This is a genomic window from Streptomyces sp. NPDC020958 (genome assembly GCF_055562175.1).
The window spans coordinates 411537-425679 of record NZ_JBVHFU010000006.1; the positions used below are offsets into that span (position 1 = coordinate 411537).

Annotated in this window: 13 protein-coding genes; 9 read left to right on the forward strand and 4 right to left on the reverse strand. The window is 71.4% G+C overall.

What is annotated here, in order from left to right:
- The first annotated feature begins 84 nt into the window (after nucleotides 1–84).
- Complete coding sequence (locus ACZ3KP_RS21185) at nucleotides 85–1413, forward strand: hemolysin family protein (protein ID WP_467501235.1); 1329 nt, start codon at nucleotides 85–87, stop codon at nucleotides 1411–1413.
- Nucleotides 1410–2498: a hemolysin family protein gene (locus ACZ3KP_RS21190; protein ID WP_467501236.1), complete on the forward strand. Its 1089-nt coding sequence runs from the start codon at nucleotides 1410–1412 to the stop codon at nucleotides 2496–2498. Before ACZ3KP_RS21185 ends, ACZ3KP_RS21190 begins: the two co-directional genes overlap by 4 nt.
- A gap of 189 nt (nucleotides 2499–2687) precedes the next feature.
- Here the strand turns inward: ACZ3KP_RS21190 and ACZ3KP_RS21195 are convergent, their stop codons facing one another.
- Both ACZ3KP_RS21195 and ACZ3KP_RS21200 read right to left on the reverse strand, forming a co-directional pair.
- Nucleotides 2688–4547 (reverse strand): AAA family ATPase, encoded by a 1860-nt coding sequence (locus ACZ3KP_RS21195; RefSeq protein WP_467501237.1) that lies wholly within the window; start codon nucleotides 4545–4547, stop codon nucleotides 2688–2690.
- 417 nt (nucleotides 4548–4964) lie between these two features.
- Entirely contained in the window at nucleotides 4965–5585 is a 621-nt protein-coding gene (locus ACZ3KP_RS21200; protein ID WP_467501287.1) for a uridine kinase family protein, read from the reverse strand.
- A 246-nt stretch (nucleotides 5586–5831) separates the two neighbouring features.
- On the opposite strand from ACZ3KP_RS21200, the gene ACZ3KP_RS21205 reads away from it, so the two are divergent.
- From ACZ3KP_RS21205 to ACZ3KP_RS21230, 6 genes are all read left to right on the forward strand, one after another.
- On the forward strand, nucleotides 5832–6782 hold the full coding sequence (locus tag ACZ3KP_RS21205) for a hypothetical protein (protein WP_467501238.1): 951 nt from the start codon (nucleotides 5832–5834) through the stop codon (nucleotides 6780–6782).
- Nucleotides 6783–6894: 112 nt separating this feature from the next.
- Nucleotides 6895–8349 (forward strand): amino acid permease, encoded by a 1455-nt coding sequence (locus tag ACZ3KP_RS21210; protein ID WP_467501288.1) that lies wholly within the window; start codon nucleotides 6895–6897, stop codon nucleotides 8347–8349.
- Between the two features lie 149 nt (nucleotides 8350–8498).
- On the forward strand, nucleotides 8499–9884 hold the full coding sequence (locus ACZ3KP_RS21215; protein ID WP_467501239.1) for a peptidase C39 family protein: 1386 nt from the start codon (nucleotides 8499–8501) through the stop codon (nucleotides 9882–9884).
- A gap of 62 nt (nucleotides 9885–9946) precedes the next feature.
- Nucleotides 9947–10087: an SCO1431 family membrane protein gene (locus ACZ3KP_RS21220; protein WP_358982725.1), complete on the forward strand. Its 141-nt coding sequence runs from the start codon at nucleotides 9947–9949 to the stop codon at nucleotides 10085–10087.
- Between the two features lie 65 nt (nucleotides 10088–10152).
- On the forward strand, nucleotides 10153–10812 hold the full coding sequence (locus ACZ3KP_RS21225) for a TetR/AcrR family transcriptional regulator (RefSeq protein ID WP_467501240.1): 660 nt from the start codon (nucleotides 10153–10155) through the stop codon (nucleotides 10810–10812).
- A gap of 579 nt (nucleotides 10813–11391) precedes the next feature.
- On the forward strand, nucleotides 11392–12564 hold the full coding sequence (locus ACZ3KP_RS21230; protein WP_467501241.1) for an acyl-CoA dehydrogenase: 1173 nt from the start codon (nucleotides 11392–11394) through the stop codon (nucleotides 12562–12564).
- On the opposite strand, the gene ACZ3KP_RS21235 is transcribed toward ACZ3KP_RS21230, so the two are convergent.
- A complete protein-coding gene (locus ACZ3KP_RS21235) occupies nucleotides 12527–12769 on the reverse strand; it encodes a hypothetical protein (protein ID WP_165939559.1) in 243 nt (80 codons plus the stop codon). The two genes, ACZ3KP_RS21230 and ACZ3KP_RS21235, sit on opposite strands and share 38 nt — an antisense overlap.
- A gap of 156 nt (nucleotides 12770–12925) precedes the next feature.
- Nucleotides 12926–13384: a hypothetical protein gene (locus ACZ3KP_RS21240; RefSeq protein WP_467501242.1), complete on the reverse strand. Its 459-nt coding sequence runs from the start codon at nucleotides 13382–13384 to the stop codon at nucleotides 12926–12928.
- A 269-nt stretch (nucleotides 13385–13653) separates the two neighbouring features.
- Between ACZ3KP_RS21240 and ACZ3KP_RS21245 the strand changes: the two genes are divergently transcribed.
- On the forward strand, nucleotides 13654–14094 hold the full coding sequence (locus ACZ3KP_RS21245) for an Lrp/AsnC family transcriptional regulator (protein ID WP_132894176.1): 441 nt from the start codon (nucleotides 13654–13656) through the stop codon (nucleotides 14092–14094).
- Nucleotides 14095–14143 lie beyond the last annotated feature (49 nt).

Sequence of the window (14143 nt, forward strand, 5' to 3'; positions counted from 1 at the left end):
GTCCTGTAGTACCTGCGCCGCCCCCTCCCGACATACCGCGGACCGCTCCGGCCCCGTCCGCGACGAAGCGGAGGCGGCGGCACCATGACCACCCCCCTGCTGCTCCTGGCAGCCGCGTTCCTGCTCATCCTGGCCAACGGCTTCTTCGTGGCCGCCGAGTTCGGACTGGTCACCGTCGAGCGCCCGGAGGCCGAGAAGGCCGCCGCCGACGGCGACAAGCGTGCCCGTACGGTCGTCGAATCGCTGAAGGAGCTGTCCTTCCAGCTGTCCGGCACCCAGCTCGGCATCACCATCACCTCCCTGGTCGTCGGCATGCTCGCCGAACCGGCGCTGGCCGCGCTGCTGAGCGGCCCGTTGACCGCGATCGGCCTCCCCGAGGGCGCCGTCTCCGGTGTCGCCGTGGTCGTCGGCATGCTGCTGGCCTCGGCCATCCAGATGGTGATCGGCGAACTCGTACCCAAGAACTGGGCGGTCTCCAAGCCCCTCCAGGTCGCGCGCTTCGTCGCCGGCCCCCAGGCCCGCTTCTCCCGGCTCCTCCGCCCGGTCATCGCCGCGCTGAACACGGTCGCCAACCGGCTCGTGCGCGCGCTGGGCGTCGAACCGGCCGAGGAGCTGGCGTCCGCCCGCACCCCCGGCGAGCTGGTCTCCCTGGCCCGGCACTCGGCTCAGGCCGGCGCCCTGGAGCAGGACACGGCCGACCTGTTCGTCCGCACCCTGTCCCTGGGCGAGCTGACCGCCCAGCACGTCATGACCCCCCGGGTGAAGGTCAGCGCGCTCCAGGACTCGGCGACCGCCGAGGACGTCGTCAACCTCACCCGGGCCACCGGCCTGTCCCGCTTCCCCGTCTACCGGGAGAAGATCGACGAGATCGTCGGCATGGCCCACCTCAAGGACGCACTGGCGGTGCCCGTGCACGAACGGCTGCACACCCCCGTGGGCCGCATCGCCCGCCAGGCGCTGCTGGTCCCCGAGACACTCCCGGTCCAGCCGCTGCTGGCACGGCTGCGCAGCGAACAGCCCATCGCGGTCGTCGTCGACGAGTACGGCGGCACGGCCGGCGTGGTCACCCTGGAGGACATCGTCGAGGAACTCGTCGGCGAGGTCCGCGACGAGCACGACAGCCCGGACACGCCGGAACTCTCCGCCGCCCCCTCCCAGGACGGCAAGCCGGCCTGGGACGTCGACGGCAGCGTCCGCGTGGACATCCTCCAGCGGATAGGCCTGGACGTGCCGGAAGGCCCGTACGAGACGGTCGCCGGGCTGGTCGCCGACCTGCTCGGCCGCATCCCGGCGCCCGGCGACCGCGCGGAACTGCCCGGCTGGCGGCTGTCGGTCCGCCGGGTCGGCCACTACCGCGCCGAACGCGTCCGCCTGGTCCGGGTCGCCCCAGCCGTGGCGGAGGCCGCCCGATGAGCGTCCTCCAACTGGTCTTCGCCGGGCTGCTGGTCCTGGCCAACGGCTTCTTCGTGGGCGCGGAGTTCGCGCTGGTCTCGGTCCGCCGCAGCCAGATCGAACCGCTGGGCACGGCGCGGGCCCGCCAGGTGCTGTACGGCCTGGAACGTCTGCCGCAGATGATGGCCGCGGCCCAGTTCGGCATCACGGTCTGCTCGCTGACCCTGGGCGCGGTGGCCGAACCGACCGTGGCGCATCTGCTGGAGCCGTTGTTCGAGGCGGTCCACCTGCCCGAGGGCGTGATCCACCCCCTCGGCTACGTGATCGCGCTGGCCGGTGTCGTCTTCTTCCACCTGGTCATCGGTGAGATGGTGCCGAAGAACCTGGCGATGGCGGCACCGGAGAAGGCGGCGCTCTGGCTGAGTCCCGGCCTGGTGGCCTTCGCCCGGGTGTGCCGGCCGATCACGGTCGCGCTCGGTGCCTGTGCCCAGGGCATCCTCAAGCTCTTCCGGGTGGAGCCGAAGGACGAGGTCGAGGCCGTCGTCACCAGCGAGCAGCTGAACCGGCTCCTGGAGGACTCCGGCCAGGCGGGACTTCTCGACCCCGAGGAGCGGGAGCGCCTGGAGGACGCGCTGGAACTGGGCTCCCGCCCGGTGACGGACGTCCTCCTGCGACGCGAGTCCCTGATCACGGTCCCGCCGTCGGTCACCCCGGGCCAGATCGTCGAGCTCACCGCCCGCACCGGGTACTCCCGCTTCCCGGTGGCGGCCGAGTCCGGTGCCTTCATGGGCTACGTGCACGTGAAGGACGTCCTGGACCTGGAGGACTCGGAGCGGGCGGTGCCGCAGCAGATATGGCGGCCGATGACGACCCTGAGGGCGGAGCTGCCTCTCGACGACGCCCTCACGGTGATGCGCCGGGCCGCCACCCACCTGGCCCAGGTGGCCGACGCGAAGGGCAGGGTGCTCGGCCTGGTCGCCCTCGAGGACGTACTCGAACTGCTCGTCGGCGAGGTGACGGACCCGGCGCACCGGGAACAGCCGACACCGCCACGGACTCCGGAGCCGCGTTCCAGCGGGGAGCCGGAGGAAGTGCCGGTGGGCTGAGGGCGTGCGGGGGAACTGCGGGCCGGCGGTGCCGGTCGCGCAGTTCCCCGCGCCCCCGACGGGGCACGATGTCCGCGGGCAGGCGTGCCGCAGGGCGGCGCGGGTGGGCGCTGGGGGGGTCCCCCGGCCGAAGGCTGGGGGAGGCACCCTGCCGGCGCCGGCACGCGTCCCCGCTCCGGCCCCGGCCCCCTACATCGCCGCCGGATCCTGCGGGCCCCGCCCCGACAGCACCTCCCCGTACGCCTGCATCAGGTCCGGCAGCCGCAGCGTCGCCAGGTCGTCCCGCGTCAGCACGCCCGGGTAGGCCGACAGCCGCAGATCCCGGTACGCGCAGCTCTTCTCGTACAGCGTGCGCAGGAACCGGCCGTTGCCCAGTTCGTCGATCCAGCCCTGGTCGACCACGTGCCCGGCGATGGAGCGCAGCTCCTCCAGGGCCTCCTCGTCCCACGCGTCGCCGTTCTCCGCGGCCAGCACCTCCCCGATGGAGGTCAGCTCCGCCGGACGGTAGGACGGGAAGTCGACGCGGGTGGTGAAGCGGGAGGAGAGCCCGGGGTTGGCGGCCAGCAGGCGGTCCATGCCCTCCGGGTAGCCCGCCAGGATCACCACCAGGTGGTCGCGGTTGTCCTCGGCCCGCTTCAGCAGCACCTGGAGCGCCTCGTCGCCGTACGCGTCGCCCTTGCCGTACCCGGAGTTGGACAGGGAGTAGGCCTCGTCGACGAACAGCACACCGCCGATCGCGGAGTCGATCAGTTCGTTGGCCTTCACGGCGGTCTGGCCGAGGTACTCGCCCACGAGATCGGCCCGCTGGGCCTCCACCAGGTGGTCCCCGCCCAGCAGACCCAGCGCGTAGAACACCCGGCCGAGAATCCTGGCGACGGTGGTCTTCCCGGTGCCGGACGGCCCGGAGAAGACGAAGTGGCGTTTCGGCGGCTGCACCGGCAGCCCCTGCCCGGCTCGCAACCGGGCCATGTTCAACTGCGCGGACAGCGCCTTGACCTGCCGCTTCACGGGCTCCAGCCCGACCATGCGCTCCAGTTCGGCGAGCGCTTCCTCAAGTAACGCGGGGTCGGTCGGGCCGGCCGGCAGCGGTGGCGCCGTCACCGTCTTCTCGCGCACCGCCGGGTCGATCACCGACGGCATCGCGCCGGCCGGCGGCTCCGCCTCCCCGAACCGCAGGTCGCGTCCCTCCGTGCCGAAGAGCGGGTCGAGCAGGTCGGGCCCGTCCACCACGTCCTGCCCGGCGCCGGCGAGGGTGATCGCCGCGAGGTCGGCGGTGTCGTCGTACCCGTCGCCCTCGGCGATCGCGGCCAGCCGGGCGGAGGTGTCCATGAACGCGGGGTCGACCCGGTGCACGGCCCGGTACAGGGGGAGTGCGGCGGCGCTGCGGCCGGTGCCCTCGTGTGCCCGCGCCAGCCAGTAGCGCAGCTCCTTGCGCTGCGGCTGCTCGCTGCGGCACCGCATCAGCGCCGCGGAGAGCAGGGGTTCGGCCTGTCCGTACATCTCGAGACGGACGCGGGCCATGCCGCCGAAGAGTCCCGCCTCGATGCCGAGCAGGGGATCGTCGAGGAGCGGGTCGGTGTGCCGTACCAGCTGCTCCCAGTCCTTGACCAGATAGGCCCGGCAGGAGTGCAGGAAGCGGACGTGGGGGTCGGCGTCGACGGGCGGCAGTCCGGCGAGGGCCCGGTCGAGTTCCGGGACGTGCCTGCCGTCCAGCCAGTGGGAGGCGTGGGCGAGCAGCAGATCACGAGGGCTCTCCAGGACCGGCTGCACCCACCAGCCGAGCCAGTACCAGGAGTTGAGCGTACGGCGATGCCGGCCGCGCTGTTCGCCGAACCGGTCCCGGTGCCGGAACATCCGCAGCAGCGCGGTGGTCGTGTCGACCCGCAGCGCGTGCAGTCCGAGCCAGGCGTCGGCCATCCCGGGATCCATCCGCACCGCGGTGCGGAACTCCTCCTCGGCCTGCGGATAGGCGCCCATGGTGTAGGCGTCCACGCCTCGCAGCCAGGCGAGGTCGGCCGGGGCCTCGGGGCCCTGCGTGCCGAATTCCATCACGTCCCCCACAAACCGTGCCCCCGGGCTCCCCCCGATGGCCGCCGTTGGTCGAACCGCTGTGCCGCGGACCGGAGTTGCAGGTGCGCGAGGCAGCCGTTCGAAGGTCGCACCGAGGGCATCGTACCTGCGGTTCCGGTGCCCGCCGAAGGGTGCCGCACAGGCCGTTTGGCGAGGTGGGAGCAGACGGGGCGCACACCCGGCGGTGACCCAGGGTGAGCGCGAGGGCGCACGCGACGCACGCAAAAGGGGCAAAGGGCAGAACGAAGCCCCCGATCACGGGGGAACAACCGGGGGCTTCGCGTCTGTGGGGCGGCCTGAGAGGGCCGCTCCTTGAGAACGTAAGACCTGTACGACCCCCCGGTCAAGCCGAGTTGAGGTACTCGGGCAACTTCTTCGGGGCGTGTCTTCACAAGTTCAGCACACTGCCGACGGCCCGTCACGGTGGGTGACGCCGTGGTCCGGTCCAATGGTCTTCACAGGCCCCGGCAGTACCTCGTACCCCTGCCGCGACTGTGTCACCAGAAGGTCGGCGTACGGTCTGGACGGGTCCTCGGCGAAGTGTTCGCGTTCCTCCTCGACCCACCGGGCCCAGAAGTCCCGTTGTTCGGCGCCGTCCCGTGCCCTGCCCCGGGTCCAGGACTCCTCGTGCGGCAGCTCCATCCACAGCAGCCGCGCCAGATGGGGGCGCAGGGCCCGGCGGCCGGCGCCGACCCCCTCCATCAGGACCACGGGGGCGGGCGGCAGCGGGCGGGAGGGGCCGAAGCGGCGGGCCCGCCAGTCGTAGGGGGAGTAGCGCGCCGTCTCGCCGCGGCCGAGCGGCTCGATCACCTGGGTCAGCAGGCGGCCGGTCCAGCCGAACAGCTCCTCGTGGCTGGCGATGTCGTCGAGGTGCAGCACCGGCGCCCCGCCCAGCGCGCCGGCCAGCCGCCCGGCGAACGTGGTCTTTCCGGAGCCGGCGTGCCCGTCGACGGCGACGAGCCGGACCGGACCGCAGGAAGGGGGCAGGTTCCGGAGTGCGGAGGCGAGGTGGTGAATGACGATTCCCGAGGTGTGCCGTGGTGTGGGGTGTTTTCCGGAAACAGTCTAGTAGTGCGGCGCATAGCGGGCGTTTGTGCCCCCGGGAAGTCTCGGGTTGAACTAATTTAGGGCCGGTCTCCGGCAAGGGTCGTCAATATTTCCGACCGGCTGACCGATATGTCGAATTCGGATGTTCCCGCCCTCCCCAGCCGTGAGTAAGGTGCCTTCAGCGTGCACGCGTCACACGGGGACGGACAGGGGAAGATGGCCGCGGAGTTATTCGAGGGGCAGTACGTATGGCATCCGGCGGCCGATGACCGCTTCCTCGCGAGTGTATGCGTGGACGTACGCGCCGGAAGATATCTGAGCGCGCGCGAGGCGCTGGCCGAGACGCGTTCCGACTTCGCCCTGCGTGCCCACCGCTCCCTGGTCCTGGCCTCCGAGGCGGCCGGCACCGACCTGGTGGAACGCTGGCTCGCCGAGGAACCGGGCCCCGAGTCCGCGCTGATGTGGGCCCGCGTCGCCGTGCAGCGCGCCATCCGGGCGGCCGACGCCCAGGACGAGCGGGCCGAGGCGTTGGAGCGGATCGCCCTCACCGCCTGCGAGCGCGCCGCCGCCATGAACCCCGCCGACCCCACGCCCTGGGCCGCCAAGCTGGCCATGGCCCGGCTGCACCGCCCGCACGACGCCGCCCCCGGCGGCCTGCTGACCTCGCCGCCGGGGCCCTGGCGGCTGTTCGCGCACACCCTCAGCCTCGACCCATGGCACCGCGAGGCGCACCACCGCTTCCTCTCCTTCTTCTTCACCCGGCACGGCGGCTCGGTGACCGCGGCCTGGGACGTCGCCGCCTTCCTCGGCCAGCGGGCCCCCGCCGACTCGGCGCTACGGCTGCTGCCCCTGGTCACGCTGGTGGAGAGCCACAACCCCACCCAGCTGCTCGCCGAACGGGTCTGGGAGCAGCCCCAGTGGCGCGCCACGGCGCTGGCGATCTACCACAACTGGCTGCCAGCCGTGGCCGGCTACCGCTTCACCCCGGTGCTCGATCTGGCCTATCTCGCGCACGCGCTGGTCATGGCCCGGCGCGAGTTCGAGGCCCGGGCGGTCTTCGCGGCCATGGGGCCGTACGCCTCCCGGATGCCCTGGAGCGTCTTCGGCGAGCCCGCCGAGCAGCTCTCCCGGGCCCGCCGTGCCTGCGGCCTGTCCGTCCCCTCCTAGTCCCTCCCGAGTCCCTGCTGGTCCCTCCCGGTCCCTCCAGTTGAAAGGTCGGCAAGTGTCAGAACGCACAGCGGATCCGGTCGTGCTCGACGACGACGCGACCCTGCACGCGATGGGCTATCCGCGGAAACTCACCCGCCGATTCAAGGCATTCGACAATTTCGCGATCTCCTTCACCATCATCAATATCCTTTCAGGTATCTTCTCGTCCTTCGGGTTCGGTATGAATGCGGGCGGTCCCCGTATTCTCGTGTTCGGCTGGATCGGTGTCTGCGTGCTGGTGCTGTGCATCGGCGCCGCCATGGCGGAGGTCGCCTCCGCCTATCCGACGAGCGGTGCGCTGTATTTCTCCGCGGGCAAACTCGCCAAACGGCACAAGGGTGCCTGGTCCTGGTACACGGGCTGGCTCAACTTCGTGGGCCAGATCGGCGGTACGGCCGCCACCGGATACGCGGCGGCCACCTTCGTCCAGGCCTTCGTCGCCCTCCAGTGGACCTCGTACACGCCGACCGCCCACCAGACGGTGCTGATCACAGCCCTGATCATCGTGCTCCAGGGACTCGCCAACACCTACACCGTCCAACTCGTCGCCGTGCTGAACCGGATCTCCGTGTGGTGGCTGCTGATCGGACTCGTGGTGATCGTGAGCGCACTGACCGTGCTGCCCGACCATCACCGGCCGGCGTCCTTCGTGACGCATTTCGTGAACAACACCGGCTTCACCGACGGCCTTTACGGCGGCATGCTCGGTCTGCTGGTCACCAGCTGGACCTTCACCGGCTTCGACGGCAGCTTCCACATGTCCGAGGAAACGGTCCAGGCCACCGTCAACGCCCCCAAGGGCATCATCCGTTCCATCGGCTATTCGGCGATCGCCGGCCTGGTCCTGATGCTGGCCCTCGTCTACAGCATCGGCGACTACGCCAAGGTGGCGAGCTCCTCCGCGCCGCCCGTCCAGATCCTCATCGACGGGCTCGGCATGGGCTGGGCCAAGGCGATGCTGCTCGTCGTCATCGGCGCCATGCTCTTCTGCGGCCTCGCCAACCTCACCAGTAACACCCGGCAGATCTTCGCCTTCTCCCGGGACGGTGCCATGCCCGGCTCCCGGCACTGGCACTCGGTCTCACCCCGCACCCGGACCCCCGTCAAGGCCGTATGGCTCGCGGTGGCCTGCTCGCTCGCCCTGGTGGTGCCGGGCTGGTGGTCGCACACGGCGTTCACCGCGATCGTCAGCGTCAACGTCGTCGGCCTGTTCCTCGCCTACGCCGTGCCGGTGTTCCTGCGGCTGCGCCTCGGTGCCGAGTTCCAGCCGGGGCCCTGGAACCTGGGCCGCTGGAGCAAGCCGGTCGGCTGGCTCGCGGTGGTCTGGATCCTGCTCAGCAGCGTCCTGTTCATGCTGCCGCAGGCCTCGCCCGTCACGGTCGACTCCTTCAACTACGCGCCGATCGCACTCGCCGTCGTCCTGGTCGTGGCCACGGCCTGGTGGTTCGCCACCGCCCGCCGCCGCTTCCAGGGCCCGGTCAGCTACGGCGGCCCCGACGAGGTCGCCGCGATGGACCTCGTCTGACCCCGGGCCGCCTTTCAGTGGACAGGACCAATATTGGTGGGCGTGGCACACGCGCAAGTGCTGGTGGGGGCAGGGCGCCTGTTCCATAGTGGGCGCACGGTCCCGCATCCCGACCAGCCGCGACGCGCACCCCTGGGGGTCTTCCACCCATGAGCAGAGCCGAACAGCCGTCCCGCAGAACCGTGCTCGCCGCCGCCGTCCGCGTCGCCGCGGCCGCCGTGGCCCAGGGGGCGGTCGCCGCCGTCCCGGCGGCCGCGGCACCGGAGACCGACGCCGAGGCCGGGGCGGCCGCCCGGGCCGCGAGCGCCCTGGTCGACTACTGCTCCTGGACCACCTACGACGACTGGCGCACCGGCACCGCCAGGGGAACCGAGGTCGTCGCCGGTGACCGCCCCGGCGTGGTCGTCGCCACCCCGGCCGGGACCACCACCTACACCGATCCCCACACCGGCAAGGCCGCCGACTGGGAGTACGCCACCTGGACCGGACCGGTGCACCGGCTCGCCGTCCCCGCCACGGAGGCCGTAGCCTCCTGGAACGCGGACACCCCGGCCGGCACCTGGATCCAGGTCGAACTGCACGGCACCTACTCCGACGGCACCGACACCCCCTGGTACGTGATGGGCCGCTGGGCGGCCGGCGACCAGGACATCAAGCGGACCTCGGTCGACGGTCAGGGCGACGGCAGGAGCAGCATCTCGACGGACACCTTCGTCGTCACCGACCCCGCCGGCGGGCTGCGTCTCGCCTCGTACCAACTGCGCCTGACCCTCTACCGTCGGCCCGGTGCCGGCCTGACCCCGACGGTCTGGCGGCTCGGTGCCATGGGCTCCGACGTCCCGGACCGTTTCACCGTCCCGGCCTCGACGCCCGGCCTCGCCCGGGAACTGCAGGTCCCGCGGTACTCGCAGGAGATCCACAAGGGCCAGTACCCGGAGTACGACAACGGGGGCGAGGCCTGGTGCAGTCCCACCTCCTCGCAGATGATCGTCGAGTACTGGGGCGGCCGGCCCACCCCCGCGCAGCTGGCCTGGGTCGACCCGTCCTACGCCGACCCGCAGGTCTGCCAGGCGGCCCGCTCCACCTACGACTACCAGTACGGGGGCTGCGGCAACTGGCCGTTCAACGCGGCCTACGCGGCCACGTACAAGGACCTCCAGGGCGTGGTGACGCGGCTCGGTTCGCTGACCGACCTGGAGACCCTGATCGCTGCCGGCATCCCGGCCATGACCTCGCAGTCGTTCCTGGCGAGCGAGCTGACGGGCGCCGGGTACGGGACCTCGGGGCACCTGATGACGGTGATCGGCCTCACCGCGGACGGCGACGTGATCGCCAACGACCCGTGCTCGCCCGCCGACGACGCGGTCCGGCGGGTCTACCGGCGGCGGGAGTTCGAGAACATCTGGCTGCGCACCAGGCGCTACAACGCCGACGGCAAGGTGACCTCCGGCACCGGTGGGATCTGCTACCTGTACTTTCCGGCCTTCCCGACGCCGGCCCAGACCGCGGCGCTCGCGGCGGTCGGCGTGCGCTGACCTGCGCTGCTGTGAGCAAGCTCTCCGTCGCAAAAGCCGCGGGCGGTGGCATGGTGGACATCATGACCACGCACTCCGCCACCGCTGTCCGCGCCCGTACCGGCGGCCCGAAGGACGACGGCCCGAAGGTCCTGGAACACGTCATGGGCTGGACCCTGGTCGTGGTCGTCGCCATGCTGGTCACCCAACTCGGGCTGCTGTGACCTGACGCGCGACCCGAGCTGACATACTGCGGATGTCCCGCAGCCCGTTGAGACCAGGGTCGAAATTGAATATCAGTCAACAGAGTGCCGCCGCCCGCCCACGGGCGCGCGGCACCGAGCGCTCGGTGGCCCGTCGTGCCGAACTCATCGCCATCGGGCGGAAGTTGTTCGCCGACACCTCGTACGACGCGCTCTCCATGGACGACATCGCCAAGCAGGCACATGTCGCCAAAGGGCTGATCTACTACTACTTCCAGTCCAAGCGCGGTTACTACCTGGCGATCATCCAGGACTCGGTCGCCGACCTGGTCACGTACGCCGCGAGCGGTCTGGAACTGCCCCAGGTGGACCGCGTCCACCGCACCATCGACAGCTATCTGCGCTACGCCGAGCACCACCAGGCCGCGTACCGCACGATCGTCAGCGGCGGGGTCGGTTTCGACGCCGAGGTGCACGCCATCCGGGACGGAGTGCGCGAGGCGATCGTCGCGACCATCGCCGAGGGCGCCTACGGCCGTACCGACATCGCCCCGCCGGCCCGGATGGGCCTGCTCTCCTGGCTGTGCAGCGTGGAGGGCGCCACCCTCGCGTGGATCGACCGTCCCGAACTCTCCCGCGACACCATGTGTGAACTGCTGGTCAAGACCCTCGGCGGCACCCTGCGCGCCATCGAGGAACTCGACCCGTCCTACCCCGCCCCGGCCCCGGCCCGCCGGGACACGTGACGTGCGCGGGGCGGAGGTCTCGTGGCACCCCCGCCCCGCTCCCCCCGTGGCGGGGGCCAGGGGCTGTCCGGCGGATCAAGTCGCAGGAAAGCAACGGTGACTCATCGGCCGAGGTGAGCGGGGTCGCCGGTCACGTCGCCGAAGGCGTAGTTGATGTGGGTGAGCTTCGCGTAGGTGCCCCATTCCGTGAAGTAGCCGACGATCCCGCGGACAGCAGCGCCCGGAAACGGGAGCGGTGGGAGAGGTGCATCGGGTGTCTCCTCGTGGGGGAGAGGGGAACGCGCGCCGATTGGCATGAACGCGGTAAGGCGTTGGTCGTGAACCCTAGGAGGACTAGACCAGTCGGTCAATAGTTCGGACCAATTTCGATGCGCTCGTATGGTGGCCGGGGATTCCTGAAGTAAGCGGTCGTTAACTGGTGACGGAAGGTCCCCGATCGGGCATACTCACTGCGCAGCCGCAGGTCAGCAGCTTCCGAGACCCGGAGGTGCCCACCTCGGCCGCACCCGAACGACAGGCGGAGCCGCCCCCACCCGTGGGCCGCGACCGCCGGTGCCCGACAGGGAGGAGACCGACGCCATGTCCGACCGCGACCCGCAGCCGGTGGAGCGTCAACTGCCCACGGAAGAGGCGAGAGACCTGCTCTCGCTGGTCCGGGACATCGCCCGGCAGGAGATCGCGCCCCGGGCGGCCGAGGAGGAGGACGCCGGACGCTTCCCGCGGGGGGTCTTCACCCTGCTCTCCGCATCAGGCCTGCTCGGCCTGCCGTACGACGCCGAGTACGGCGGCGGCGACCAGCCCTACGAGGTCTACCTCCAGGTCCTGGAGGAGCTGGCCGCGGCCCGCCTCACCGTCGGCCTCGGGGTCAGCGTGCACACCCTCGCGAGCTACCCGCTCGCCGCCTACGGCAGCAAGGAGCAGCAGGTCGAGCACCTGCCCGCGATCCTCGGCGGCGGCCTGCTCGGCGCCTACTGCCTCTCCGAACCGGCCTCCGGCTCGGACGCGGCCTCCCTGCGCACCAGGGCCGTCCGCGACGGCGACTCCTGGGTGATCAACGGCACCAAGGCCTGGATCACGCACGGCGGCATCGCCGACTTCTACACGGTGATGGCTCGCACCGGCGGGGAGGGCTCGCACGGCATCACCGCCTTCCTGGTCCCCGGCGACGCCCCGGGCCTGTCCGGCGCGGCGCCGGAGAAGAAGATGGGCATGAAGGGCTCGCCGACCGCCCAGGTCCACCTCGACGACGTCCGGGTCCCCGACGAGCGCCGCCTCGGGGAGGAGGGCCAGGGCTTCGCCATCGCCCTGTCCGCGCTGGACTCAGGCCGGCTCGGCATCGCGGCCTGCGCGATCGGTCTGGCCCAGGCCGCCCTGGACGAGGCGGTCGCCTATGCCACCGGACGGCGGCAGTTCGGGCACCCCATCTCCGACTTCCAGGGCCTGCGTTTCATGATCGCCGACATGGCCACCCAGATCGAGGCCGGCCGCGCCCTCTACCTCGCGGCGGCCCGGCTGCGCGACGCCGGCCGCCCGTTCGCCCGGCAGGCGGCCATGGCCAAGCTGCACTGCACCGACACGGCGATGAGGGTCACCACGGACGCCGTCCAGATACTCGGCGGCTACGGCTACACGGCGGACTTCCCGGTCGAACGCTATATGCGCGAGGCCAAGGTCCTGCAGATCGTCGAGGGCACCAACCAGATCCAGCGGATGGTCATCGCCCGTCATGTGGCAGGGCCGGAAAGTCGCTGAACTGCCCGCGTGCGACCGTCGGCGCCGCCAGCCTGACCCACTCCGGGTCGTGGCGGCCCGGCAGGGCGCGGCCCCGGTCGGCCCAGATCCGCATCAGCTCACGGTAGATCGGCGGATCCTGCGGCGTGGGCGGCGGAAGCGACGAGGCGGGCGGGGGGACGAAGATCCGGCGCTGACGGCCGAGAGCGGAGTACGTGGTCGTCATGCCCGCCCAACGCGGCTCCGGCCGCCCAGGTCACCGGTCCCCGCATTCGCGCGTGAGTTCACGGGCGTCCGGTCGCGGATCCGGACGCACCGATCCCGCACCACGGCAGCCTGCGTGCCATGGTGCAGGGCGACTACTGGAGTGCGGTGCGCCGGCTCAGGCGGCCTGACGGCCGAGGACCCGGCCGCCGAAGCGCATCGCCGGTACGCGCATCGGGCGTGAGCCCGGGCCGCCGACGTGCGAGAAGGGCTGCGTCCGCCAGTCCAGACCCTGAGGCAGGGTGAGCAGGAGGGCGGTGTCCTGCTCCTGCGGCTCGGCCGACTCGTCCGCGGACGGTGCGTCGGCGGCCGCGCGGCCCGTACCGGGGCAGACCGTGAGGCCGAACGGGTTCCACGGCGAGGCGCACAGCGCGTGCTCCGGCAGGAACTCCTCGTCCGCCAGCAGGGCGATGGGCTGCGCGCAGTCCGGGCAGACCACCCGGAACATCTCGAAGGTGTCGTAGGCGTCCGGTTCCTCGGCCTCGTAGAGGTCGGGTTCGACGCCCTCCGGCTCGGGCTCGACGACCAACTGCGGGCGCTTGGGCACGGAACGACCAGGGCGCTTAAGACTCTGCATGGGTACTCCCCCTCGGGCTGGGCCGGGACGGCGCTGCGGCCTCGACCACAGCAAGCACTTCCCGTCCGGTCTCGGCGGTAATCACGAGACCATCACGGAGCCGGTTCGAGGGCTGTGTCCTTCGTCACATGCCATTCGCAGGTGCCCGCTGCGGTGGCTTTGTCCCCCCCCGCGTGCGCCGCGGCGCGCCCTCCGTGACCTCAGGAACCGGCCATGACCTGCGTCGCCGAGGTATCCCCGGAGATCAGGCGCACGGTAGCTTTTGCGCCATGGAGGAGCTGGACCGTCACATCGTGCAGCTGCTCGTCAAGGACGGGCGGATGAGCTACACGGACCTGGGCAAGGCCACGGGTCTTTCCACGTCGGCCGTGCACCAGCGGGTGCGCCGGCTGGAACAGCGCGGCGTCATCCGCGGCTATGCCGCGGTCGTCGACCCGGAGGCCGTCGGGCTGCCCATGACGGCGTTCATCTCGGTGAAACCGTTCGATCCGAGCGCCCCCGACGACATCGCGGACCGGCTGGCCGGCGTCCCCGAGATCGAGGCCTGCCACAGCGTGGCCGGGGACGAGAACTACATCCTCAAGGTACGCGTCGCCACGCCCCACGAGCTGGAGGAACTGCTGGCGCGGCTGCGCAGCCTGGCGGGGGTGTCCACGCGGACGACGGTGGTGCTGTCGACGCCCTACGAGGCCCGTCCGCCGAGGATCTGAGCGGTGCGAGCACGTTCACCCGGCCCCTCGTGACCGGGTGATCGGCGCG